Consider the following 22,937-nt stretch of genomic DNA (forward strand, 5'->3'; position numbering starts at 1 on the left):
CGGGGGCGCCCGGAGAGGCCCGCGCGCGCCGTCGGACGAGCCCTGTGTCACACCGCTGACGGGTCGTGCTCCGTCCGTGTGACTCGTCCGGACCCTGACGGCGGAGCCGAGGCGGACATGGGGGACACTCCGCGCACACCCGATCACGAGGAGCCGCATGGCTGTGTCACCCGCCGCCCGGGCGGCGGCACCCGGGCGGGTGGATCTCGATCGCGACGTCCCGGCGCTCCTGCTCAAGCTGGGGCGCTATCCGTTGCACCACGGCGGCCTGGGTGTGGTCCGCAGCCTCGGGCGCGCGGGCGTCGCGGTCCACGCGGTCACCGAGGGGCCCCGCACCCCCGTCGCGGTGTCCCGCCACCTCACCGGCCGCCTGAGCTGGCCGACCACCGGCACCGAGGACCCTGCCGAGCTGGTCGACGGGCTGCTCGGCCTCGCCCGGCGCATCGGGCGGCCCTCCGTGCTGGTGCCGACCGACGACGAGGCCGCCGTGGTCGTCGCCGAGTCCGCCGACGCCCTCGGCGACGCCTTCCTCTTCCCCCGCTGCGACGACCCCGGGCTGCCCCGGCGGCTGGCGAGCAAGCAGGGACTGTTCGAGGTCTGCCGGGCGCACGGCATCCCCACCCCCGACGCGGTCTTCCCCGCGGGCCGGGCCGAGGTCGAGAAGTACGCGGCGAGCGGGCCGTTCCCGGCGGTGGTCAAGAGCCGGGACGCGTTCGGGCGGCGGCGGACGCCGACGGTGCGCAGCAGCACGGTCGTGCGCTCGGGCGCGGAGCTGCGGGCCCTCGCGGCGACGTGGCCGGACGCCCCGGCCGTGATCCTCCAGGAGTACGTGCCGCGGGAGAGCGCCGCCGACTGGTTCTCCCACGCGTGGACCGACCGATCGAGCGGCGGCCGCGGCGTCACCTTCACCGGCGTCAAGGTCCGCTCCTGGCCGCCGCACGCCGGGATGACGACCTACGCGCGCGCGACCTGGAACCCCGAGCTCGCGGCGCTGACCGAGGCGCTGGTCGCGGCGGTCGGCTTCGCCGGCATCGCCGACCTCGACTGGCGCCTCGACCACCGCGACGGCCGCTACAAGCTGCTCGACTTCAACCCGCGCGTCGGGGCCCAGTTCCGCCTGTTCGCCGACGCCGCCGGGGTCGACGTGGTCCGCGCCCAGCACCTGGCCCTCACCGGGCGGGCCGTCCCGCCCGCACCGTTCCCCGAGGGGCGGCGGTTCGTCGTCGACGACCTCGACCTCGCCGCCCGCGTCGCCTACCAGGACGCGGTCCCGCCGACCGTCCCGGGTCCCCGGCACACCGAGCTCGGGTGGTGGGCACTCGACGACCCGCTGCCGTTCCTGTCCCTCGCGGCCGCCCGGCTCGGCCCCGCCGCGCGGCGTCTGCGGACGGCGACCGCCCGGCTGCGCCGCCGGGGCTGGACGGCCTGAGCCGCGACACTTCCGCGACGCTTGATAGCTCTAGTTACACCTGATAACTTCGCGTTCGGCGAGGGGATCGACCATGTGCGGCATCACCGGATGGGTGTCCTTCCACACCGACGGCATGCGGGAGATCTACTCGGGCATCGAGCGGCCCGGCGTCGCGGTCTTCGAGGGCATGCGGGAGCTGCGCCCCGGGCACACGCTGCGCCTCGACCGCGAGCGTGCTGCGCGCCGCCGTCGGCCGCTACCTCCCGGCGTCGATCACGGCCCGCACCAAGAGCCCCTACCCGCGCGGCCAGGACCAGGGCTACGTCGTGAAGGTGCAGGACCAGGTGCGCGAGGCCCTCGACACGGGCGACGCCCGGCTCGGTGAGCTGATCCACCGCGACGGATGGCGATCGAGCGACTGCTCGACTTCCAGATCTGGCTGGACCAGCACGACCCAGTCCTCGACCTGGCCTGAGAGAAGACCTGGTGGAGCTGAGGGGACTCGAACCCCTGACCCTCACACTGCCAGTGTGATGCGCTACCAGCTGCGCCACAGCCCCAACGCGACGCAACGCTACACGCCGGTGGCCGCCGTCCGACGCGGGGGGTGCGGCCCTCGTACGTGAGCGAACTTCCGGGCTATGGCCCCGAAGTTCGCTCACATGGGGTCAGAAATCCCGCCGGCCGTGCTCCTGCTCGAGCACCGCGTCCAGATCCTTCAGGCGGTCCATCGTCGCCACGGCCCGGGCGGTGCGCTGGTTGCCGCGCAGACGGTCCTGGTGGCGGTGCACGAACTGCCAGTAGCCCGCGGTGAAGGGGCACGCCTTCTCCCCCACCCGCACCTTGGGGTCGAAGGCGCAGTCGCCGCAGTGGTCGGACATCTTGTTGATGTAGGCCCCGCCCGAGGCGTACGGCTTCGTCGCGAGCTGCCCGCCGTCGGCGTGCTGGCTCATGCCGACCACGTTGGGCGGCATCACCCAGGCGAAGCCGTCGACGAACGACGTGGTGAACCACTCCGAGAGCGCGCTCGGCCGGTACTCGCGCTGCAGCGCGTGGTTGCCCAGCACCATCAGGCGCGGGATGTGGTGCACCCAGCCGCGGTCGCGCACCCCGTTGAGGGTCGCCGAGAGGCAGGCGGCGGTGACGCCGTCGCCGTCGAGCTCGGTCCACCACGACGGGAGCTTCGTGCGGTGGTCCATCTCGTTGCGGCGGGAGTAGCCCTTCCCGAAGTGCCAGTAGAGGTGCCAGATGTACTCGCGCCAGCCGAGGATCTGGCGCACGAAGCCCTCGACGGAGTTCAGCCGCGCGGTGCCGTCGTGGTACGCCTGCTCGGCGGCGTGCACCGCCTCGAGCGGGTGCAGCACGCCCAGGTTCTGGGGCACCGAGAGCAGCGAGTGCGCCATCCACGGGTCGCCGGCGAGGATCGCGTCCTCGTAGGGCCCGAACGGGTCGAGGCGGTGGTCGATGAACCGCCGCAGGGCCTTCTGCGCCTCGGTCGGCGTCACGGCGAACAGCCGCGGCCCGTCCTCGCCGACGGTCGGCAGGTCCATGTCATCGAGGTCGCGGCGCACCTGCGCGTCGATCTCGTCCTCGGTGGGCCACCAGGGGTCCGGCACGCCCAACGTCTCGGCGTCCTTGGGCGGGGACTCCCGGTTGTCGTGGTCGAGGTTCCACTTCCCGCCGACGGGGCTCTCGCCCTCCATGAGCACGTCGAAGCGACGGCGCTGGTTGCGGTAGAAGTTCTCCATGGTGAACGACTCGCTGTGTCCGGCCTTCGGCGCGTCAGCTCCGCTGCGCTCCGTGCCGCCTGCCGCCCAGGCCTCGAACTCCGCGCGCGGGCGCGCGAACATGGTCGGCGGCAGCACCGCGGCCACGAGTCCGTCCTTGCGCAGGCGGTCGACGAACTCGAGGGCCGTGTGCGACGTGGGCTGGTGCACGACGACCGGGCGCCCGACCTTCTCCAGCGCCTCGCGGTAGGTCTCGGTGCGGTGGTACGTGGCGCGGTCGCCCAGCTCGTCGGCGAGGTGGCGCATGCCGGAGAGCACGAGGTGCAGCTTCTGACGGTGGTAGCGGCGCCGGCGCAGCACGGCCGCGGACTCGACGAGCACGACCTCCCGCTCTGCGTGCTGCGGCAGCGCGTGCACGGCGGGCCCGAGCTGGTCGCCGAACACCCACAGCGGCGCGTCGGGCGGGGCGCCCGCCTCCTCCAGCGCGGCGTCCACGGCCTCGGTGTAGGTGTCCTCGACACCGGCGGGAACGCTGCTGCTCATGCGCGGCGGGTGCCCGCCTCCCCCACGGGCGAACCGCTGCCCGGGCGCGCCCACGCGATCAGAGCGACGAGGGCGACGCCGGCGCTGAGCACGAACGCGACGGGGAACGACGCGCTCTCGGCGAGGGCCCCCGCCGCGATCGGGCCGATGATGGCCCCGACGTCCGCGGCCATCTGGAAGCCCGACAGCGCCGGTCCCCCGCTGCGCCGGGAGCCGACGAGGTCGGCGACGGCCGCACCTTGCGCGGGCTGGAGGAGCCCGGCGCCCGCCCCGGCGACCGCGGAGGCGACGAGCAGGATGACGAGGCCGGCCGTCCCCCCGATCCCCGCGACGGCCAGCGAGGCCGTGCCGACGACGACGAGCGCGAGGCCCGAGATCACCACGGGGCGGCGGCCGCGCCGGTCGGACAGGCCGCTCGTGGCGAGCAGGACCAGCCCGTCGCCGACGGCGAAGACGGTGAGCGCGATGCCCGCCCAGATCGGGGGGCGGCCGAGCGCCACGGCGACGAACAGCGGCACCAGGGCGACGCGCACCCCCTGCACCGCCCACCCCGTCGCGAGGCTCGACACCAGCGCGGACCGGTAGGTCGGCAGGCGCAGCGCGGCGCCGATGGTCAGCGGTGTCGTGCCCGGGTCCGGGGGCTGCACGCCCACCTGCCGCGAGCGGGCCAGCAACGCGCCGACGACGAGCGTCGCGAGCACCAGCGCGAGCGCGTAGACCACGAAGGGGGCGCGCAGGTCGACGGCCACGAGGGCGCCGCCGAACGCCGGGCCGGTGACGCCGCCGAGGAGGAACGCGCCGGTGAACAGCCCGCTCGCCTGCCCGCGGCGTCCCTCCGGGGCGAGGCGGAACATCAGCGAGAACGCGGAGACGGTGAACATCGTCGACCCGATGCCGCCGAGCCCGCGGAAGACGAGCAGCTGGGTGTAGCTCGTCGCGAGCGCGCAGGCGCCGGTGGACGCGGCGACCACGAGCAGGCCGGCGAGGTACATCGTGCGCTCGCCGGTGCGCGCGACGAGCCGCCCGCTCACGGGCGCGAACAGCAGCCGCATCACCGGCAGCGCGCTGACCACCGCCGACGCGGCCGTGACACCGACCCCGAAGCTGCGCGCGAACACCGGCAGCGCCGGCGCGACGATCCCGTAGCCGGCGGCGACGAGGAAGCTGCCCGCGAGCAGCGCCCACACCTCCCACGGCATGGTCGCGGGGGCCGGCGCCTCGTCCTCCGGGCCGCAGGAGGGGTCGCCGGACGCGTGGTCCCGCTGCGGTGCGGCACCCATGGGGGTTCGTCAGGCTCCTCGCGCTCGGGGTCCGGGGGCCACCTCGCAGTCTGCCCCTCCGCGAGGATGCGCGCCGGTGCAGGTTCCGGGGTCGGCGGGTCCGGGGTGGAGCGAGGGACGCCCTGGGTGCGTCCCATGCAGCGAAGGTGACCCTCGCTCCCACGCGGCGCGCGCCGGGCTGTGGAGCGAGGGACGCCCTGACTGCGTCCCACGCAGCGAAGGTGACCCTCGCTCCCACGCGGCGCGCGCCGGGCGCCCGGCGCCGGGCGGCGCAGGGTCAGGGCGCGGCGAGCGTGGCGCCGTTGCGGGCGGCGCCGCGAGGCGTGGTGGTCGTCGTCGGACCGGTGGTCGGATCCGTGGTCGGGCCGGTCGTGGGCTGCGTGGGCTGTGTGGGCGCGGTGGTCGGTGCGGTGGTGGGCACCGTGGGCGGGACGGTCGGCGGCACGGGCGCGACGGTGGGGCCCGGGCGCGTGGTGACGTCGTTCGTGATCGGGCTGCGGGTCGTGGTGTCGCGGACGGGGGTGTCGTCGCCGTCGTCCGAGGACGACGCGGTGTCGTCGGACGACCCGGTCGAGCTCGACGACCCGGCCGGCGGGGCGACCGCCACCGGCGGGCCGGCGGGGCGCTCGGGGGTGGTGAGGCCGGAGACGCCGACCTCCTGCGGCGTGCCCGCGTCCTCGGTGGCCCAGAGCACGAAGCCCGAGGCGGCCGCGAGCGCGATCGCAGCGCCGCCCAGGGCGGCGAACGGCACGCTGCGCCCGACGCGGCGCGCCCGCCGCGACCGGCGACCGCCCCCGTCGCCGACAGCGGTGCCGGCGGCCCCGGCGGCGCCCGCTGGACCCGCGGCCGGGGCGCCCGCCGCCGCGCGCGGCGCGGGGACGGGCGGCGACACGGCCGGGCCGGCGGCGTCGGTCGTCACGGCGTCGGGCGCCGCGTCCGCGCCGCCCCCGGGCACGACGAGCGGGACGATGCCGGTCTGGTCCTCGTCGACGTGGCGCAGCGCCTCCGCGACGTGGGCGAGCGACTCGGCCGCGGTGCGCGCCGCGACCCGCCCGGCCGCCATGTCCGCGAGCTCCTGGTCCAGCGCCGGCGCCCCGGGCACGCGGTGGTCGAGGAGCGTGAGCAGGGCGCGGCCGAGGTCGGCCACGTCGTCGCCGGGGTGCGGCGGGCGCGCGTCCGGCACGGCGGGGTCGGTCGGTGGGGCCGGGCGCAGCGCGGCGGTGAAGCCGGTGAGCCAGGCGTAGGGCGCGCCCGGCGTGCCGCCGAAGACGACGCTCGCGGGGCCGATCCCGCCGTGCACGACGCCGCGGGCGTGGGCGTGGGCGAGCGCGGAGGCGAGCTGGGCGCCGATCTCGGCCAGCGCGAGCGGCGACCAGCCGGCCCGGTCGACCGCGGGATCGAGCGGGCGCCCGGCGACGCTCTGCAGCACCAGGGTGCTCTCCGCGCCCTCGGCGAGGCCGTCGACGTCGAACACCTCGACGAGGTGGGCGTGGTGCAGCCCGGCGAGGCGGCGGACCTGCTCGGTGCGCACCACCAGGTCCTCGCCCCGGACCGGCGGCAGGGTGACCATCGCGACCTCGCGACCGAGGACCGCGTCCAGGCCCCGGGTCGCGGCGTCGACGGCGCCCGGGATCTCACTCTGCGTACCGGACGCTGGGCCGACCGTGGCGGCTCCGTCGCTCGTAGGGATGCCCGTGCCGGGGGTGTCGGGGAACGGCGCGTCGGACTCCGTCGCCACCTCGCATCCCCTCCCCTGGTCGTGCTCCACCGGACGAGTGAGCATCGGGATCACGGTAGCGCCTGAGGTCACGCTCAGTCGACCGGCCCATCGGAGAGAGCCGACCAGCCGAAAGGACGAGAGCCGCCCCCGAAAGTCGAGGGGCCCGGGAGCTGCTGCTCCCGGGCCCCTGGCCCCGCGTGGTGGAGGTGCCGGGAATCGAACCCGGGTCCTCCGATCAGCAATCAGGACTTCTCCGTGCGCAGTCCGCCTCGTCTCTGCTCGGATCCACCGGGCCTGCGGACGGGCCGGTGTGACGATCCCAGTCGCTGTGAGGTGTCCCGCCGGACCCCGCGACCGGGTCCGACGGTGGAGTCACCTAGCTGATGCCGGCGACCGGGGCGGTGACGAACCCGGGCCGACAGACTTCCCTACCCGCTACTTACGCAGCGAGCTGGAAGTCGCGCTGAGAACTCTCGGCGCTTATATCTTTGCGACGGATGGTTAACGAGATCATCGTCGCCTTCCTCGGCACGCTTCTCCTGATGAACCACTCGGAGTCGAAACCAGTCACCCCCTCGGCGCCCGCACTCTGCGGACGGCCACCGATCATAACGCGCGCGGGCGCCCGGTTCATCCCGCCCGGGCGTCAGGCCACGCCGAGCAGCCGCGCCGGCACGTCGTGCAGCACCGAGCGCAGGAACGGGGCGCCGAGCCGGTCGTCGGCGGCCGCCCAGCCCGCGATCGTCGCGAGCTGCTCGACGTAGCCGTAGGGGATGTTGGGGAAGTCGGTGCCCAGCGCCACGCGGTCGGCGACGTCGGCCAGCCGCGCCGGCCAGTCGTGCGGCACGGGCGCGAAGGTCTGCGTGTAGGGCGTGCCCACCATCGTCGTGTCGATGTGGACGTTCGGGAACCGGGCGAGGAGGTCGAGGGTCTTCTCGTACTCGGGCAGCCCGGCGTGCGCGATCACGGCGGTCAGGCGCGGGTGGCGCTCGAGGACCTCGACGAAGACGTCCATCCCCGTCCAGGTCCCCTGGCGCGGGCCGTCGCCGCAGTGCACGATCGCGGGCACCCCGGCCTCCGCGATCAGCCCCCACGCCCGGTCGAGCAGCGGGTCGCGCGGGTCGTAGTCGCCGACCTGGACGTGCACCTTCACCGCCCGCGCCCCGGCCTCGAGGGCCTGGCCGAGGTAGGTCGTCACCGACTCCTCGGGGTAGATCGTCGCGGTCGGCACCGCCTCGGGCACCTCGGCCGCCCACTCCAGGGCCCACGACGTCAGCCACTCGCCCATGCCGGGCTTGTGGGGGTACACCAGCGGCGCGAAGGTCCGCACACCGAACCCGCGGAGCAGGTCGATCCGGGTCTGCTCGGGCTCGCGGTAGTGGATGGGCCACGCCCGGCCGTAGTGCTCCTCGGCCTTGTCGAAGAACGCCCACACCTTCTGCAGCATCCGGTCGGGCAGGAAGTGCACGTGCAGGTCGACCAGGCCGTCGATTCCGGTGGACGCGACCCAGGCGGGGATGTCGGCGTCGTCGACCGGCGGCGACCCCAGGGGGTCGCGAGCGGGGCTCACCACCCCTTGATCCGCCGACCGACGATCCGCTCGGCCTCGCGCTTGGCGTCGCGCTCGGCCATCGCCTCGCGCTTGTCGTGCTTCGCCTTGCCGCGCACGAGCGCGAGCTCGACCTTGCACAGCCCGCCGGAGAAGTAGAGCGACAGCGGGACCAGCGTCAGGCCGGTCTCCCGCGTCTTGCCCACCAGCCGCGCGATCTCGCTGCGGTGGAGCAGCAGCTTGCGGGCCCGGCGCGGCTCGTGGTTGGTCCAGGAGCCGAAGTCGTACTCCTGGATGTGCAGGCCACGCAGCCACACCTCGCCGTCGGTGACGGTGGCGTAGGCGTCGTTCAGCGACACGTGGCCGGCGCGCAGGCTCTTGACCTCGGTGCCCTGCAGCGCGACGCCCGCCTCGTAGACGTCGAGGATCGTGTAGTCGTACCGCGCCTTGCGGTTGGTCGCGACGACCTTGCGACGCTCGTCGGGGCGGTTGCTGCTGGCCTTGTTCGGCAGGGTCTTGGCCACGACAACCTCCTCTACGTGCGGACGTACAGCCTCAGGGTGACGTACCCCGTGGCCGTGGCGATCACCGCTCCGACCACCACCAGTACAGGTCCAACGTAACCGAGCACGTCGGTCATCCCGATCGGCGGGATCGTGTTGGCGAGCAGGCGTCCCGACAGCAGCCGGTCGAGGAAGAACACCTTCGCGGCCACGAGCCCGCCGGTCGCGAGGACGGCCCCGACGACGCCGGTGACGACCGCCTCGATGAGGAACGGGACCTGTGTGTACCAGCGGGTGGCGCCGACGAGGCGCATGATCCCGACCTCGGTCCGTCGGGTGAACGCCGAGAGCTGGATGGTGTTGGAGATCAGCAGCAGGGCGGCGACCGCCTGCACCACGGCGAGCCCGAACGTCACGTTGCGCACGCTGCCGAGGAACGAGAACAGGTCCGCGACCGTGCTGCGCTGGTCGACGACGTTGCGCACCCCGGGCTTGCCGGTGAACTGCTGCACGATCTCGGCGCCGCGCAGCGGGTCGTTCATCGTCACGCGCAGGGTCGCGGGCAGGCTCTGCGGGCGCACGAGCTGCAGGATCGACTGGCCCGCGTAGATGCGCTGGAAGCGCGCGAACGCCGCGTCCCGGCTCTCGTACTCCACCGACGCCACCAGCGGGTCCGCCTCGAGGTCGCGCCGCAGCTCGGTGCACACGGGCGTCGAGCAGTCCGGGTCGTCGGCACTCGTCGGCTCGTCGAGCGCCACCTGCACGGCGATGAGCGAGTAGTAGAGGTCCTCGGTGCGGTCGATCGTGCGGACCGCGAGCAGGCCTGCGCCGAGCAGGCCCAGCGAGATCGCGGTCGTGATCACCATCGCGATCGTCATCGTCAGGTTGCGCCGCAGCCCGACGAGCGCCTCGCGCCACACGAAGAGCATTTACCGGACCACCCCGTAGACGCCCCGGTCGTCGTCGCGGGCGAGCTTGCCCGCCGAGAGCTCGACGACCCGCCGGCGCATGCTGTCGACGATCTGGCGGTCGTGCGTGGCCATGAGCACCGTCGTGCCGGTGCGGTTGATCCGCTCGAGCAGCGTCATGATCCCGGTCGACGTCTCGGGGTCCAGGTTGCCGGTGGGCTCGTCGGCCAGGAGAACCAGCGGCCGGTTGACGAACGCTCGCGCGATCGCGACCCGCTGGGCCTCGCCGCCGGAGAGCTCCGAGGGCATCCGGTCGGCCTTGCCGGCGAGGTTGACCATCTCGAGGACCTCGGGCACCACCGTGCGGATGGTGTGCCGCGGCTTGCCGATCACCTCGAGCGCGAACGCGACGTTCTCGGCGACCGTCTTGTTGGCCAGCAGGCGGAAGTCCTGGAACACGCAGCCCATCCGCTGGCGCAGCCGCGGCACCCGGCGCCGGGCGAGCCGGCCGACGTTCCAGTTGGCGACCCAGACGCTGCCGCCGGTGGGGACGTCCTCGCGCAGCAGCAGGCGCAGCAGCGTCGACTTGCCCGATCCCGACGGGCCGATGAGGAAGACGAACTCGCCCCGCTCGACCTCGACGCTGACGTCGTCGAGGGCCGGCCGCGTGGAGGTCGGGTAGACCTTCGAGACGTTCTCCAGCCGGATCACGGACCGTGATGCTACTGACGGCCCGTGATCTCCCCGGCCGGGGTCAGGACGGTCAGGGTCGTCAGGCCGCGGACTCCGTCTGCTTGCGCCAGCGGATGCCGGCGTCGAGGAAGTCGTCGATGAACCCGTCGAGCACCTGGCTGGTCTGCGAGGTCTCGTGGTTGGTCCGCAGGTCCTTGACCATCTGGTACGGGTGCAGGACGTAGGACCGCATCTGGTTGCCCCAGCTGGAGCCGGAGTCCTTGAGCGAGTCGAGCAGGGCGCGCTCCTCGGCGCGGCGGCGCTCGAGCAGCTTCGCGGCGAGCACCGTCATGGCGGTCGCCTTGTTCTGCAGCTGCGAGCGCTCGTTCTGGCAGCTCACGACGATGCCGGTGGGCAGGTGGGTCAGGCGCACCGCCGAGTCGGTGGTGTTGACGCCCTGCCCGCCGGGACCGCTGGAGCGGTAGACGTCGACCCGGAGGTCCTTCTCGTCGATCTCCACGTGGTCGGTGGACTCGACGACCGGCGCCACCTCGACCCCGGCGAAGCTCGTCTGGCGCCGCCCCTGGTTGTCGAACGGCGAGATGCGCACGAGCCGGTGGGTGCCCTGCTCCACGCTCAGGGTGCCGTACGCGTAGGGCGCCGAGACCTTGAACGTCGCCGACTTGATGCCGGCCTCCTCCGCGTAGGAGGTGTCGTAGACCTCGGTCGGGTAGCCGTGGCGCTCGGCCCACCGCAGGTACATGCGCAGGAGCATCTCGGCGAAGTCCGCGGCGTCGACGCCGCCCGCCTCGGCCCGGACGGTGACGAGCGCGTCGCGCTCGTCGTACTCGCCCGAGAGCAGCGTGCGGACCTCGAACGACGCGACGTCGGCCTTCAGCGAGCCCCGCTCCTCGTCGGCCTCGCCGCGCAGCTCGGTGGCGTCCGAGCCCTCGGACTCGTCGGCCATCTCGTAGAGCGTGCCGAGGTCGTCGAGCCGCGAGCGCAGCGACTCGGCGCGGCGCAGGTCGGCCTGCTTGTGCGTGAACGCGCTGGTGAGCTTCTGCGCGGTCTCGACGTCGTCCCAGAGGTCCGGCGCCGCGACCTGCTGCTCGAGCTCGGCCACCTCGCGCCGCAGACCCTCGAGGTCCATCGCCGCCTCGACGCTGTCGAGGGAGGCGGCGAGGTCCTTCAGCTCGGTCGCGGTCGCGTCGTCCACTCCCCCAGCGTAATCGCCCGGGGTGACGGCACCGCCGACACGGGAGGAAGGAAGCGAGAGCAGTGCTCTTGCCACGAGGACGGAGGCGTGGCACCGTTCCGTAGTGCGAGAGCACTGCTCTCGACATGGAGCACCGATCTCGGAGGAGGACCGACCATGACCATCCTGATCACCGGGGCCACGGGCGCCACCGGTGCCGCGACCCTCGCCGCGCTCGGGACCACCGACGCGACACCCCGCGTCATGGTCCGCACGCACGACCAGGCACAGCGTTTCGCCGGGTCCGTGACGGCCGTCGCCGACTTCGACGACGACGCCGCCCTGCGCCGCGCGCTCGACGGCGTCGACGCCGCCTACCTCGTCACCCCGTCCTCGGAGCGGGCCGCCGAGCGCCAGGTCCGCTTCGCCGACGCGGCCGTCGCCGCCGGGGTGCGGCGCCTGGTCGTGCTGTCCCAGTACGCCGCCGCCCCGGCCTCGCCGGTGCGCTTCCTGCGCTGGCACGCGGAGGTCGAGGGGCACCTGGCGACGCTGCCCGTCGAGCGCGTGGTGCTGCGGCCCAACCTCTTCTTCCAGGGGCTGCTCGCGTTCGCCGGGGCGATCGCGCGCACCGGGCGGTTCGGGGCACCCGTCGGCGACGCCGCCGTCAGCGCCGTCGACGTCCGCGACATCGGCGCCGTCGCGGCCGCGGCCCTCGTCGAGCCGGGCCACGCGGGTGCGACGTACACGCTGACCGGACCCCGGGCCGTCACCCACGCCGAGATCGCCGACGCGCTGGGCGCGGCCACGGGACGCTCGGTGGCCTTCGACGACGTCGCCCCGGACACGTTCGCGGCTGCGCTGTCCGGGGTGGTGCCCCCGTGGCAGCTCGAGGGTCTCGTCGAGGACTACGCCCACTACGCCCGCGGCGAGGCCGCGACGGTCGACCCGGCCGTGCAGCAGGTGACCGGCCGCCCGGCGACCGACGTCGGGGACTTCGCCCGCGACCACGCGGACGCGTTCACGGCCGCGGCGTAGGCGTCAGGCCTCGCCCAGCACGAACGCCTCGCGCTCGGCCGGCGTCCCCTCCCGCAGCGCCAGCACGGCGGCGAGGGTGATCAGGCAGACGACCACCATGTACACCGACACCGACAGCGAGGTGCCCGTGGCCCCGATCAGCGCCTGCGCGGCGAGCGGGGCGAAGCCGCCGCCGATGATCGCGCCGAGCGCGTAGGCGAACGAGGCGCCGCTGTAGCGCACGTCGGCGGGGAAGAGCTCTGCGTACGCGGCGGCCTGCGGTCCGTAGGTGAGGCCGAGACCGACGCCGAGCCCGGCCACGGCGAGCAGCATGAGCGGCAGCGACGCCGTGTCGAGCAGCAGGAAGAACGGGAAGCACCAGACGAGCAGGGCGATCGTCCCTATCAGGTAGACGCGCTTGCGGCCGACGCGGTCGGACCAGGCGCCGCCCCACACGATCACGATGCCCCAGACGACGGCCCCCACGATCCCGACGGCGAGCATCGTCGCGCTGGAGAGCTTCAGCGTGCGGGTGCCGTACGAGGTGATGAAGGCGATGAGCAGGTAGCCGATCATGTTGTTGGCGATGAACAGCCCGATCGCGATCAGCAGGGCGCGGGGCTGGTCGCGCAGCACCGTCAGCATCGGCGCCGAGCGGCGGGCCCGCTGCTCGCGCAGCCGGGTGAACACCGGGCTCTCGCCGACCCGGGCCCGGACGAACAGCCCGACCCCGACCAGCAGGATCGACAGGAGGAACGGGACCCGCCAGCCCCAGGCGAGGAACTGGTCGCGGCTCGTCACCGACGACGCCACGAGGAAGACGACGTTGGCGAGGATGAGCCCGAGCGGCACCCCGATCTGCGGGTAGGTGCCGAAGAAGCCGCGGCGCCCGGGCGGGGCGTGCTCCACGGCCATGAGAGCGGCCCCGCCCCACTCGCCGCCCGCCGACAGGCCCTGCAGCAGGCGCAGCGCGAGCAGCAGGATCGGCGCCGCTACACCGATGGACGCGTAGGTGGGCAGCAGGCCGACACCGGTGGTCGACAGACCCATGACCAGGAGGGTCGCGACGAGCATCTTCTTGCGCCCGACCCGGTCGCCGAGGTGGCCGGCGAGGATCCCGCCCACCGGGCGGGCGACGAAGCTGACGCCGATGGTCGCGAAGGATGCGAGCAGCGCGGTGCTCGGGTCGAGCGCGGTGAAGAACAGCTGGGAGAACACGAGCCCCGCCGCGGCGGCGTAGATGAAGAAGTCGTACCACTCGATGGTGGTGCCGACGAGGCTCGCGAGGGCGACCCGGCGCACCTCGGCCGGTGACGGCTCGGCGGGGCTGCCGGTGGTGCTCGACGGGCTCTGCGACATCGCGGACTCCCTGAGGTGGTCGGTGCGCGGACCGTAGCCAGACGCACCGACCACCCGGAAGGGATCAACCGCCCGCGACGGGCTCGTAGCGGCTGAAGCGCCGGGTGAAGCTCGCCGTGCCCGAGGTCAGCGCGCGCAGGTCCACCGGGTAGCGCAGCAGCGCCTGCTCGGGCACCTCGGCCCGCACCCGGGTCGAGCCCGGGTCTCCCGGCTCGGTGCCCACCACCCGGCCGTGCCGCGACGCGAGATCGCCGAGCACCGCCCCGAGCTGGGCGTCCTCGACGGTCACCTCGACCTCGTACAGCCGTTCCATGACGACGGTGCCCGCGGCGGCGACCGCCTCCTTGATCGCCATCGAGCCCGCGGTCTGGAACGCCTGGTCCGACGAGTCGACGCTGTGCGCCTTGCCGTCCACCAGCGTGACGCGCACGTCGACGACGGGCCGGCCGGGCGTGACGCCCGCGTCGAGCTGGGCGCGCACGCCCTTCTCGACCCCGGGGATGTAGGCCCGCGGGATCACCCCGCCGACGATCTTGTCGACGAACTCGACCCCGGACCCCCGCGGCAGCGGCTCGATCTCGATGCGGCAGACCGCGAACTGCCCGTGCCCGCCGGACTGCTTGACGTGCCGCCCGAGCCCGGCCGCGGGGCCCGCGACCGTCTCGCGGCCGGGCACCGCCACGTCGGTGACCTCGACGGTCGCCCCCGCCGCCCGGAGGCGGGCGAGCACGACGTCGGCGTGGGCCTCGCCGGTGCACCACAGCACGATCTGGTGGGTGTCCTCGTTGCGCTCGACGCGCAGCGTGGTCTCGGTGGCGGCCAGGCGCGCCAGCCCCCGGGCCATGGCGTCCTGGGCCGACCGGTCGGCCGCGGTGACGGCGACGGGCAGCAGCGCCTCGGGCAGCTCCCAGCCGTCGAGGCCCACGGGGTCCTCGGCGCCGCACAGGGTGTCGCCGGTGCCGGCCGCCCCGAGCCGGGTCAGGGCGCACACGTCGCCCGCGACGCACCACGGCACCTCCCGCAGGGTCGCCCCCAGCGGCGCGTACACCCGGGAGACGCGGATGGTCTCGCGGGACGCGGCGGCGGCCGTCTCCTCGCCGGTCGGGTCCTCCCCGTCCCGCGGCGCGGGCACGCGCAGCGGGTCGCCGCACACCGTCAGCGTGCTGTCGGGACGCAGGCGCCCCGAGAACACGCGCACCAGCGAGACACGGCTGCCCTGGGCGTCGGTGCCGGTGTGCAGCACCTCGGCGACGACGGGCCCGTCGAGGTCCGGCAGCACCGGGTCGTGGCCGGCCCCGTCCGGGCCGTGGGCGGGCAGCGGCCGGTGCGCGGTGGGGGGCGGGACGGCGTCGACGACGAGGTCGAGCAGCGTGTCCAGCCCGGCGCCGGCCGGCGCGCTCACGCCGGCCACGGGGATGAGGGACCGCCGCGCGACGGCGGTCGCGAGGTCGTCACGCAGCGCGGCGAGCGACACCGGCTCCCCGGAGATCCAGTTCTCGAGCAGCGCCTCGTCCTCGCTCTGCTCGATGAGCGTCTCGACGAGCTCGCGCCGCAGGTCGTCGTCGTCCTCGGCCGTCGGGTCGGGACCCTCGGGGTCGAGCAGGGGGCGGACGGCGGTCACGGCGCCGTCGGCGCCCCGCTCGGTGCGGGTCACCGGCACGAGGACCTCCCCCGACCCGGCGGCGACCTCACGGCACGTGGCCAGCGCGGCGGCCTCGTCGGCGCGCGCGTGGTCGAGGCGGGAGAGCACCAGCATCGCGGGCAGTCCCGCGCGCCGGCACTCGGCGAGCAGCGCGGAGGTCGGTGCGGCCACCCCGTCCGCGGCGTCCGCGGTGCCCACGACGAAGAGCACCGCGTCCGCGGCGCGCAGACCCGCCCGGACCTCGCCGAGGAAGTCGGGGCATCCCGGGGTGTCGACGAGGTTGACCTTGATGTCGCGGTGGGCCAGGGACGCCACCGACGGCGCGACCGACCGCTGCTGGCGGCGGGCGTCCGGGTCGTGGTCGGTGACCGTCGTCCCCGCGGTCACCGAGCCCGCGCGCGGGATCGTGCCCGTCGCCGCGAGCAGCTCCTCGATCAGCGTCGTCTTGCCCGAGGCCATCGGCCCGACGATCGCGACCGAGCGCAGGGCGGCCGGGTCGTCGGGCGCGGGATCGCCCCCCGAACCCCCCGATCGCCCGTTGCGTGCTCTCCGGGCGCCGTCGCCCGCCTTCGTTCCGCTCATCTCGATCACCCCGGCTGCGGCTCGGTGCCGGCGCGCCATCGCGCCGACACCGTCAGTTCACCGGAGTGACCGAGATCACGACAAGGGGCAGTCCCGGATGGGTCGAGCTCCGTCTCCCTGGTCCATGGGTCGAGCTCCGCTCCGCTCCGTCTCCCTAGTCCATGGTCAGCACCGCGAGTCGCTCGCGATGCTCCGCCGCCGAGCCGAACAGCGGCGCCCGACGGCGGGCACGCTTGTAGAAGAAGTGCGCCTCGTGCTCCCAGGTGAAGCCGATGCCGCCGAAGAACTGGATCATCGCGCCGGTCGCGTCCCACGCGGCGTCCGCGGCCTTGGCCTTGGCCACGGCCACCGCGACGTCGGCGCCGGGGTCCCGGGCGTCGAGCGCGTGCGCGGCGAAGAGCACGGCGTGCTCGGCCATCGTCACCCCGACGTGCAGGTCGGCCATCGTGTGCTTGATCGCCTGGAACGACCCGACCGGGACGCCGAACTGCTTGCGGTCGCGGTCGTAGTCGATGGTGCGGGTCAGCGCCTCGCGCGCGACACCCACGAGGTCGGCCGCGGTGAGCACCGCGCCGCGGGCCATCAGGGCGCCGACGGCCGCGGCGCCGGACAGCGGGCCGCCGATGAGGGGTTCGGCCGGGGTGTCGGCGAGCTCCACGGCGCCGACCCGGGCCGTGCCGTCGTAGGTGCGCTGGTCGCGCACCGCCAGGCCCGACGCGCCCGCCTCGACCAGGTAGAGCCCGGGGGCGCCCTGCGCGTCGGTCGCGGCGACCACGACCAGGCCGGCGACCGCGGGGTAGTCGACGGGCGAGGCCGTGCCCGACAGTCGCTCGCCGGACGCGTCGACGGTGATGCCCCTCCCGTCCCACGTCCCGGCCTCGCCGCGCAGGGCGACGGTGCCGACGGTCTCGCCGGCGGCCAGGCCGGGCAGCCAGGCGGCCTGCTGCTCCGGCGAGCCGGCCAGCCGCAGGGCCTCGGCGGCGAGCACGGACGTGGTCCACGGGCCGGGGGCCACGGCACGCCCGAGCTCGCGGGCGATCACCTGGGCGTCGAGCAGCCCCAGGCCCAGCCCGTCGTGCTCCTCGGGCACGAGGACGGCCAGCGCGCCCTGGTCGGCGAGGCCCTTCCACAGCGTCAGCGGGTGGCCGTCGCCGTCCGGGTCCTCGACCACGGCCCGGACGGCGTCCAGGTCGAAGCGGTCGGCGACGAAGTCGCGGACCGTCTCCGCGAACGCCTGCTGTTCGTCGGTCAGCGCGAAGAACACGCGAGCTCCTCTGCGGTGTCTACCGAGGCAGGCCGAGCACGCGCTCGGCGACGATGTTGCGCTGGACCTGGGACGAGCCGCCCCAGATGGTCACCGACCGCGACCACATGGCCTGCGCCTGGAACGGCGTGAGGTCGACGTCGGGCCGCGGCGCCGCGAGCGAGGCCTCCGGGCCGAGGACGTCGTCGAACGCCTCCCAGAGGTCCTGGAAGGTCTCCGACCACTGCAGCTTCGTCATCGACGACTCGGAGCCGAGGTCACGACCCTGCTCGACCTGGGTGAGGATGTGCATCGCGTGGTAGCGCAGGCACTCCAGCTCGACCAGGCAGCTCGCGAGCTTCTGGCGGGCGACCGGGTCGTCCGAGCGCCCGAAGCGCTTCGCCTGCTCGACGATCTCGTCGTACTGGCGGCGGAACTCGGTGTACTGGCCGACGCCCGACGCGCCGCGCTCGAAGGAGAGCAGCAGCATCGCGGTGCGCCAGCCCTCCCCGATCTCGCCGAGGCAGTCCGTCGCGGGGACGCGGGCGTCGGTGAAGAACACCTCGCCGAACTCGCTGGCCCCGCTCATCTGCTTGAGCGGGCGGGCCTCGACGCCCGGCTGGTCCATGTCGATCAGCAGCATCGACAGGCCCTTGTGGCGCTCGGAGCCCGGCTCGGTGCGCACGATCGTGAAGATCTTGTCGCCGTGCACGGCGTTCGTCGTCCAGATCTTCTGGCCGTTGACCACGAAGTCGTCGCCGTCGCGGACGCCGCGGGTGGACACGGCCGCGAGGTCGGAGCCGGCGCCCGGCTCGGAGAACCCCTGGCACCAGATCACCTCGTTGCGCAGCATCGGCCCGATGATCTCGGCCTTCTGCTCCGGGGAGCCGATCGCCATGACGGTCGGCGCGAGGAAGGTCAGCCCGAGGGTGTTGACGGTCTGCGGCGCGTGGGCGCGGACCATCTCCTCGTCGTAGATGGCCTTCATGCCCGGGGTGCCGCCGCGCCCGCCGTACTCGGTCGGCCACTGGATGCCGGAGAAGCCCGCCGCCGTCTTCGACGCCTCCCAGTCGCGGCGCAGCCGGAACGACTCGGCGTCGTCGAGGGAGCGCCAGAAGCCCGGCTGCGTCCACTCCTGCGGGATGTTGGCCGCGAGCCAGGTCCGCAGCTCGGTGCGGAACTGCTCCTCCTCGGCGGTGTAGCTCAGGTCCACGGCGCCACTCTGGCAGAAGCCCCCGCGACTCCGCAGGGCCGGACTACCGGTGGGTAATCACGTCAGGGCCGGCAGCGCACGAGGCCCCGGTCGGACTTCAGGGCCAGGATGCGCCGCGCGCTCTCCTCGAGCCGCCCGGCGAAGGCCGGGTCGCGGTCGGCCTCGGCGCTCAGCGCGTCCACCATCGGCGCGACGTCGGACGGCTTGATGGTGAGGACCTGGTCGCCGCCGGCCTCGACGAACCGCACCGCCCGCTGCCCGACCGGCACGTCGCTCACCGCGGCCGCCGCCCCGACGTCGTCGGTGGTCACGACGCCCCGGAAGCCGAGGCGGCCCCGGAGCAGGTCGGTGATCACCGCGCGGGAGAACAGTGCGCGGTTGTCGGGGTCGATCCGCGCGTAGATCGCCGACGACATCATGACCGCGGGCGCGCCCGCCGCGATCCCGGCGCGGAACGAGGCCAGCGCGGGGTCGTCGACGGTCGTGGCGCGGTCGGTGGCCCCGGCGAAGTCGGTGTTCTCGCGGACCTTGCCCAGGCCCGGGAAGTGCTTGAGCGTCGTGCCGACCCCGCCCTCGCCCATCCCGCCGACGAAGGCCGACACGGCGTCGCCGACCCGCGCGGGGTCCGTGCCGAAGCCCCGTCCGAGGGCGCCGACCGGCTCGTTGGCCTGCCCCAGGTCGGGGTCGACGACGTCGGCGACCGGCGCCAGGTCGAGGGTGACGCCGGCGGAGGCCATCTCGCGGGCCCAGTCGCGGGCGTCGGTGCGCAGCCCGCCGACGTCGCGGCCCTGGGTGACGGCCGGCGGGATGCGGCTGAAGCCCTCGCCCGCGAGGTCCTGGACGCGCCCGCCCTCCTGGTCGACGGCGATCGTCACCGGGATGCGCGCGGCCGCCTGGATCTCCCGGACGGTCCCGGTCACCTGCGTCGCCGAGGCCTCGCCGCCCGCGGCGTCGGTGAGGATCACCCCGCCCGCGCCCTGGGCCAGCGCCGTCCGCCCGGCCGCGGTGAGCCCGTCCGCGGGCACTCCGGCCATGATCAGCTGGGCGGCGCGTCCCCGGGTGTCGAGCCCCGCCACCACCCGGTCCACGCACGCCGCGGCGGGGTCGGCCGGTGGTTGTCCCGGCGGGGTGGCGGACCGCGCACTCGGGCCCCCGGCGTCGGCCGGTCCGGTGGTCGGGGCCGGCGCGGGCGGCGCCGGCTGCTGCCCGCACGCGGCGAGGACCAGCAGGACGGCGGCGGCGGCGACGGCGAGCAGGGCGCGGCGGGCGGGCATCGGGGCGTGATTGTGCCGGAGGGGCGAGGATGGTCCGCGATGACCGCCACCCGCCAGACCCGCACGCTGCACGGCGCCCGGATGTCCTACGTCGAGGCGTGCCCCGACGCGACGGCGGGCGACGGCGATCCCCGCGACCCCGAGGTCGTCGTCCTCGTCCACGGCATCGCGGGCAGCGCCGAGACCTGGGACCCCGTGCTGCGGTCCTACGAGCGCACGGGCTGCGACCGGCTGCTCCTGGCTCCCGAGCTGCTCGGGCACGGCGAGTCGGCCGGCATGGGCGGCGACTTCTCGCTCGGCGCCTACGCCAACGGCCTGCGCGACCTGCTCTCGGTGCTGGGCCACCGCCGGGTCACCGTGGTCGGGCACTCGCTCGGCGGCGGCGTCGCGATGCAGTTCGCGTACCAGTTCCCCGAGATGTGCACCCGGCTGGTGCTCGTCTCCTCGGGCGGGCTCGGCCGCGGGGTGAGCCCGCTGCTGCGCCTGGCGTCGCTGCCGGGCGCGGAGTGGGTGCTCCCGGCGCTCGCCTCCACCGGGGTGCTCGGGCTCGGGGCGGGCGCGCTGCGGTTCGCCGCCGCCCTGCCGTCGTTCGGGGAGGAGGCGGTGTCGCTGCGCGAGACCGCGCGCCACGCCGCGTCGCTGACCGAACGGGCGCACCTGGACGCGTTCGTCGACACCGTCCGCGCCGTGATCGGCCCGCGCGGGCAGCGGGTCAGCGGCACCGAGCGGCTCTACCTCACGGAGGGCCTGCCGACCATGATCGTCTGGGGTGAGCGCGACCCGGTCATCCCCGTCGGCCACGCCCACCGGGCCGCCGCGCTCGTCCCCCACGGCCGTCTCGAGCTCTTCGGCGGCGCGGGGCACTTCCCGCACTGCGACGAGCCGGAGCGGTTCGCCGCGCTGCTCACCGAGTTCTGCGACACGACCGCGCCCGCCGAGCTGGACGTGGCATCCATCGGCCCGCGGGTCGCGTCGCGGGGGTGAGCGCTAGTCCCGCGGGTGCCGGCACTGGTAGGCCAGCGCCGGCGGGAGGTTGCGCCACACCGTCGGGGTGACGGTCACCTCAGCGAACTCCTGCTCCAGCACGGCGCGGAAGCGGCGCTGGGTCGGGAAGCGCGTGACGTGGCTGTAGGCGAACGTCGTGAACGGCGCGCCCGGGGCGAGCACCCGGGTGACCTGCTCGATGATCCCCCGCTGCGCCGACTCCGGGAACAGCGTCCAGGGCAGCCCGCTGATCGCCGCGTCGACCCGGTCGACCCCGACGTCCGCGAGCAGCTTCTGCAGGTCGGCCGCGTCGCCCTGGAGGACCTCGAGCCAGGGCCGGGTGCGCCGCAGGTGCTCGACCATCCCCGGGTCGATCTCGACGGCGAGGTGCCGCGCGCCCTCAGGGAGACGCCGGCGCAGGGCCGCGCTCACGACGCCGGTCCCGGGGCCGAGCTCGACGACCACGGGGTGGCCCTCCGCGGGCGCCACGGAGGCCAGGAGGTCGGACAGCGCCCTCCCGCTGGGGGCCACGGCACCGATGACGGCCGGGGCCCGCACGGCCGAGGTCACGAAGGTCATGAAGTCGCGGACGGGACTCACGATGGACACAGTGGCAGCTCCACGCGGGGGACGCCCAGCCGGGAGCCCGGGGTGCGCAGAGCGCCACACCTTCCCGGCGGTGGCGCGGCTCACCCGACGCGGAACGGGGACTCGATGAGGCCGTCGACCACGCGCATGAGGATGAACGTCACGAGCAGCAGGATCATGATCGACAGGTCGAGGCTGATGTTGCCGATCCGGACCGCCGGGATGAGGCGTCGCAGCAGCTTGACCGGCGGGTCGGTGACCATGAACAGCACCTCGAGCCCGGCGGCCGTGGCCCCCGCGGGCCGCCAGTCCCTGGCGAAGCTGCGCACGATCTCCACGACGAGCCGGCCGACCACGAAGAGCCACAACAGGAAGAGCGCGTAGTACACCACGAGCCACACCGCGTCCATGTGCTCCAGAGTGCCTCATCCGCCGACGGGACCGGCACGCAGGGACCGGGCAGGACGGGACGCGGCGGGACGGTCCGGGCACGTCACAGGGGTGTCGGTGCGGCGATGGGTGCGTCGGCTCCCGCCCGGACACCGGATTGGCTACGGTCGGCGGTCGCTGCCGGGAATCGCCGAAGGAGGAGACGTGGTCGTCCTGGTGCCCGTCGACGAACGACTGACGGGCCCCGGTGCACCCGGGCTGGCCGAGGTCCGCACCCTGGGTGTCGAACCGCTGGTCGACGCCGTCCTGCGCTCCGAGGCCGAGACACCGGCCTGCCCGGGCCCGGCGACGACCCCGAAGCAGCCCCGGACGTTCTTCGCGGTCGACCCGCGCGACCACCAGGTCGTCGGCACCTGCGGGTTCCAGGGACCCGTGCGCGCCGGCCGGGTGGAGATCGCGTTCTGGACGTTCCCGCCGTTCGAGGGCCGCGGCTGGGCGACGGCCATGACCCGCGCGCTCGTGGCGAAGGCGTTCGCCGACCCCGACGTGCAGACCGTGGTGGCCCACACCCTGCCCGAACGCGCCCCGGCGGCGAGCGTGCTGACGGCCACCGGCCTCGTGCGCGTGCAGTCGCGGCGACGCGACGAGTCCGGGAAACGGGGGCGTGTGTGGCGCTGGGAGGCCCATCGCCCGAGCCGTCCGACCGTCCCGGTGGGGTGAGCCGGTGATCCTGCACCTCTGCACGGCCGCCGAACTGGAGGCCGCCCGAGTGGACGGTGCGCGCCGGCCGCCGTCGCTCGACGAGGTCGGGTTCGTGCACTGCTCGGACCCGGGCACGGTGCACCTGCCCGCGGGGTACCTCTTCCCGGGGCGCACCGACGTCGTCGTGCTCGTCGTCGACACCGACCGTCTCGCGGCGCTCGGTGTCGCGGTGCGCTGGGAGCCCGGGGTCGGCCCGCAGGGCGGCGAGGACCCGCGGGGGCCGTGGTTCCCCCACGTCTACGGCCCGCTGCCCCTGGACGCCGTCGTGGCCGTGCACGCGCTGGTGCCGCAGCCGGACGGGACGTTCCGCCCGCCCCCGGAGATCGCCGGGCCCTGAACGAGGAACGGCCCCCAGGACCGTGTCCTGGGGGCCGTATC

General features: G+C 74.5%; 20 protein-coding genes, 1 tRNA gene and 1 other RNA gene. 5 read left to right on the top strand and 17 right to left on the bottom strand.

Translation table 11 applies throughout. The features are described 5' to 3' along the window. Positions 1–157 precede the first annotated feature (157 nt). Positions 158–1,429 carry a carboxylate--amine ligase gene (locus ACR9E3_RS12305; protein ID WP_460380571.1) on the top strand — a complete coding sequence of 424 codons (1,272 nt, stop codon included), beginning with the start codon at positions 158–160 and terminating at the stop codon, positions 1,427–1,429. 466 nt (positions 1,430–1,895) lie between these two features. Here ACR9E3_RS12305 and ACR9E3_RS12310 read toward each other — a convergent pair. The 10 genes from ACR9E3_RS12310 to prfB form a co-directional block, all read right to left on the bottom strand. After that, positions 1,896–1,971: transfer RNA gene (locus tag ACR9E3_RS12310), tRNA-Ala, on the bottom strand. 108 nt (positions 1,972–2,079) lie between these two features. Then, on the bottom strand, positions 2,080–3,681 hold the full coding sequence (locus tag ACR9E3_RS12315) for a cryptochrome/photolyase family protein (RefSeq protein WP_460380572.1): 1,602 nt from the start codon (positions 3,679–3,681) through the stop codon (positions 2,080–2,082). Next, positions 3,678–4,961, bottom strand: coding sequence for an MFS transporter (locus ACR9E3_RS12320; RefSeq protein ID WP_460380573.1), 1,284 nt, complete (start codon positions 4,959–4,961; stop codon positions 3,678–3,680). Before ACR9E3_RS12320 ends, ACR9E3_RS12315 begins: the two co-directional genes overlap by 4 nt. A 277-nt stretch (positions 4,962–5,238) precedes the next feature. Next, positions 5,239–6,744: a protein kinase family protein gene (locus tag ACR9E3_RS12325; RefSeq protein ID WP_460380574.1), complete on the bottom strand. Its 1,506-nt coding sequence runs from the start codon at positions 6,742–6,744 to the stop codon at positions 5,239–5,241. Positions 6,745–6,879: 135 nt separating this feature from the next. After that, positions 6,880–7,256: a transfer-messenger RNA gene (ssrA, locus tag ACR9E3_RS12330) on the bottom strand. 71 nt (positions 7,257–7,327) lie between these two features. After that, entirely contained in the window at positions 7,328–8,251 is a 924-nt protein-coding gene (locus ACR9E3_RS12335; protein WP_460380735.1) for an amidohydrolase family protein, read from the bottom strand. Next, positions 8,248–8,754, bottom strand: coding sequence for an SsrA-binding protein SmpB (gene smpB, locus ACR9E3_RS12340; RefSeq protein WP_460380575.1), 507 nt, complete (start codon positions 8,752–8,754; stop codon positions 8,248–8,250). The genes ACR9E3_RS12335 and smpB overlap by 4 nt, the downstream gene beginning before the upstream one ends. An 11-nt stretch (positions 8,755–8,765) precedes the next feature. Further along, positions 8,766–9,662 (bottom strand): permease-like cell division protein FtsX, encoded by an 897-nt coding sequence (gene ftsX, locus ACR9E3_RS12345; protein ID WP_460380576.1) that lies wholly within the window; start codon positions 9,660–9,662, stop codon positions 8,766–8,768. Beyond that, positions 9,663–10,352: a cell division ATP-binding protein FtsE gene (gene ftsE / locus ACR9E3_RS12350; protein WP_460380577.1), complete on the bottom strand. Its 690-nt coding sequence runs from the start codon at positions 10,350–10,352 to the stop codon at positions 9,663–9,665. Between the two features lie 61 nt (positions 10,353–10,413). Beyond that, positions 10,414–11,529: a peptide chain release factor 2 gene (gene prfB, locus ACR9E3_RS12355; protein WP_285655207.1), complete on the bottom strand. Its 1,116-nt coding sequence runs from the start codon at positions 11,527–11,529 to the stop codon at positions 10,414–10,416. 156 nt (positions 11,530–11,685) lie between these two features. Between prfB and ACR9E3_RS12360 the strand changes: the two genes are divergently transcribed. Beyond that, complete coding sequence (locus ACR9E3_RS12360) at positions 11,686–12,543, top strand: NmrA family NAD(P)-binding protein (RefSeq protein WP_460380578.1); 858 nt, start codon at positions 11,686–11,688, stop codon at positions 12,541–12,543. 3 nt (positions 12,544–12,546) lie between these two features. Here the strand turns inward: ACR9E3_RS12360 and ACR9E3_RS12365 are convergent, their stop codons facing one another. From ACR9E3_RS12365 to ACR9E3_RS12385, 5 genes are all read right to left on the bottom strand, one after another. Continuing rightward, entirely contained in the window at positions 12,547–13,881 is a 1,335-nt protein-coding gene (locus ACR9E3_RS12365) for an MFS transporter (protein WP_460380579.1), read from the bottom strand. Positions 13,882–13,945: 64 nt separating this feature from the next. After that, a complete protein-coding gene (locus ACR9E3_RS12370) occupies positions 13,946–16,105 on the bottom strand; it encodes an elongation factor G (RefSeq protein ID WP_460380580.1) in 2,160 nt (719 codons plus the stop codon). Between the two features lie 154 nt (positions 16,106–16,259). Next, positions 16,260–17,369 (bottom strand): acyl-CoA dehydrogenase family protein, encoded by a 1,110-nt coding sequence (locus tag ACR9E3_RS12375; protein WP_460380581.1) that lies wholly within the window; start codon positions 17,367–17,369, stop codon positions 16,260–16,262. A 19-nt stretch (positions 17,370–17,388) separates the two neighbouring features. Beyond that, on the bottom strand, positions 17,389–18,561 hold the full coding sequence (locus ACR9E3_RS12380) for an acyl-CoA dehydrogenase family protein (protein ID WP_460380582.1): 1,173 nt from the start codon (positions 18,559–18,561) through the stop codon (positions 17,389–17,391). Positions 18,562–18,623: 62 nt separating this feature from the next. Then, complete coding sequence (locus ACR9E3_RS12385; RefSeq protein ID WP_460380583.1) at positions 18,624–19,835, bottom strand: glycoside hydrolase family 3 N-terminal domain-containing protein; 1,212 nt, start codon at positions 19,833–19,835, stop codon at positions 18,624–18,626. A gap of 39 nt (positions 19,836–19,874) precedes the next feature. Between ACR9E3_RS12385 and ACR9E3_RS12390 the strand changes: the two genes are divergently transcribed. Beyond that, the gene (locus tag ACR9E3_RS12390) at positions 19,875–20,819 is read left to right on the top strand and encodes an alpha/beta fold hydrolase (RefSeq protein ID WP_460380584.1); all 945 of its coding nucleotides are present in this window, start codon (positions 19,875–19,877) and stop codon (positions 20,817–20,819) included. Between the two features lie 3 nt (positions 20,820–20,822). Here the strand turns inward: ACR9E3_RS12390 and ACR9E3_RS12395 are convergent, their stop codons facing one another. Next, a complete protein-coding gene (locus ACR9E3_RS12395; RefSeq protein ID WP_460380585.1) occupies positions 20,823–21,419 on the bottom strand; it encodes a class I SAM-dependent methyltransferase in 597 nt (198 codons plus the stop codon). Between the two features lie 89 nt (positions 21,420–21,508). Then, positions 21,509–21,817, bottom strand: a complete 309-nt coding sequence (locus tag ACR9E3_RS12400) for a YggT family protein (protein ID WP_285655188.1) — start codon at positions 21,815–21,817, stop codon at positions 21,509–21,511. Between the two features lie 184 nt (positions 21,818–22,001). On the opposite strand from ACR9E3_RS12400, the gene ACR9E3_RS12405 reads away from it, so the two are divergent. Beyond that, positions 22,002–22,517, top strand: coding sequence for a GNAT family N-acetyltransferase (locus tag ACR9E3_RS12405; protein ID WP_460380586.1), 516 nt, complete (start codon positions 22,002–22,004; stop codon positions 22,515–22,517). A 4-nt stretch (positions 22,518–22,521) separates the two neighbouring features. Next, a complete protein-coding gene (locus tag ACR9E3_RS12410; protein WP_460380587.1) occupies positions 22,522–22,896 on the top strand; it encodes a DUF952 domain-containing protein in 375 nt (124 codons plus the stop codon). The last annotated feature ends 41 nt before the right edge of the window (positions 22,897–22,937 follow it).

Source organism: Actinomycetospora sp. C-140 (assembly GCF_054796175.1).

Bases quoted from the DNA above. Each gene is read 5' to 3' on its own strand.
- ACR9E3_RS12305 (WP_460380571.1), top strand. From the start codon at position 158: ATGGCTGTGTCACCCGCCGCCCGGGCGGCGGCACCCGGGCGGGTGGAT.
- ACR9E3_RS12315 (WP_460380572.1), bottom strand. From the start codon at position 3,681: ATGAGCAGCAGCGTTCCCGCCGGTGTCGAGGACACCTACACCGAGGCC.
- ACR9E3_RS12320 (WP_460380573.1), bottom strand. From the start codon at position 4,961: ATGGGTGCCGCACCGCAGCGGGACCACGCGTCCGGCGACCCCTCCTGC.
- ACR9E3_RS12325 (WP_460380574.1), bottom strand. From the start codon at position 6,744: ATGCTCACTCGTCCGGTGGAGCACGACCAGGGGAGGGGATGCGAGGTG.
- ftsX (WP_460380576.1), bottom strand. From the start codon at position 9,662: ATGCTCTTCGTGTGGCGCGAGGCGCTCGTCGGGCTGCGGCGCAACCTG.
- ACR9E3_RS12360 (WP_460380578.1), top strand. From the start codon at position 11,686: ATGACCATCCTGATCACCGGGGCCACGGGCGCCACCGGTGCCGCGACC.
- ACR9E3_RS12365 (WP_460380579.1), bottom strand. From the start codon at position 13,881: ATGTCGCAGAGCCCGTCGAGCACCACCGGCAGCCCCGCCGAGCCGTCA.
- ACR9E3_RS12370 (WP_460380580.1), bottom strand. From the start codon at position 16,105: ATGAGCGGAACGAAGGCGGGCGACGGCGCCCGGAGAGCACGCAACGGG.
- ACR9E3_RS12385 (WP_460380583.1), bottom strand. From the start codon at position 19,835: ATGCCCGCCCGCCGCGCCCTGCTCGCCGTCGCCGCCGCCGCCGTCCTG.
- ACR9E3_RS12390 (WP_460380584.1), top strand. From the start codon at position 19,875: ATGACCGCCACCCGCCAGACCCGCACGCTGCACGGCGCCCGGATGTCC.
- ACR9E3_RS12400 (WP_285655188.1), bottom strand. From the start codon at position 21,817: ATGGACGCGGTGTGGCTCGTGGTGTACTACGCGCTCTTCCTGTTGTGG.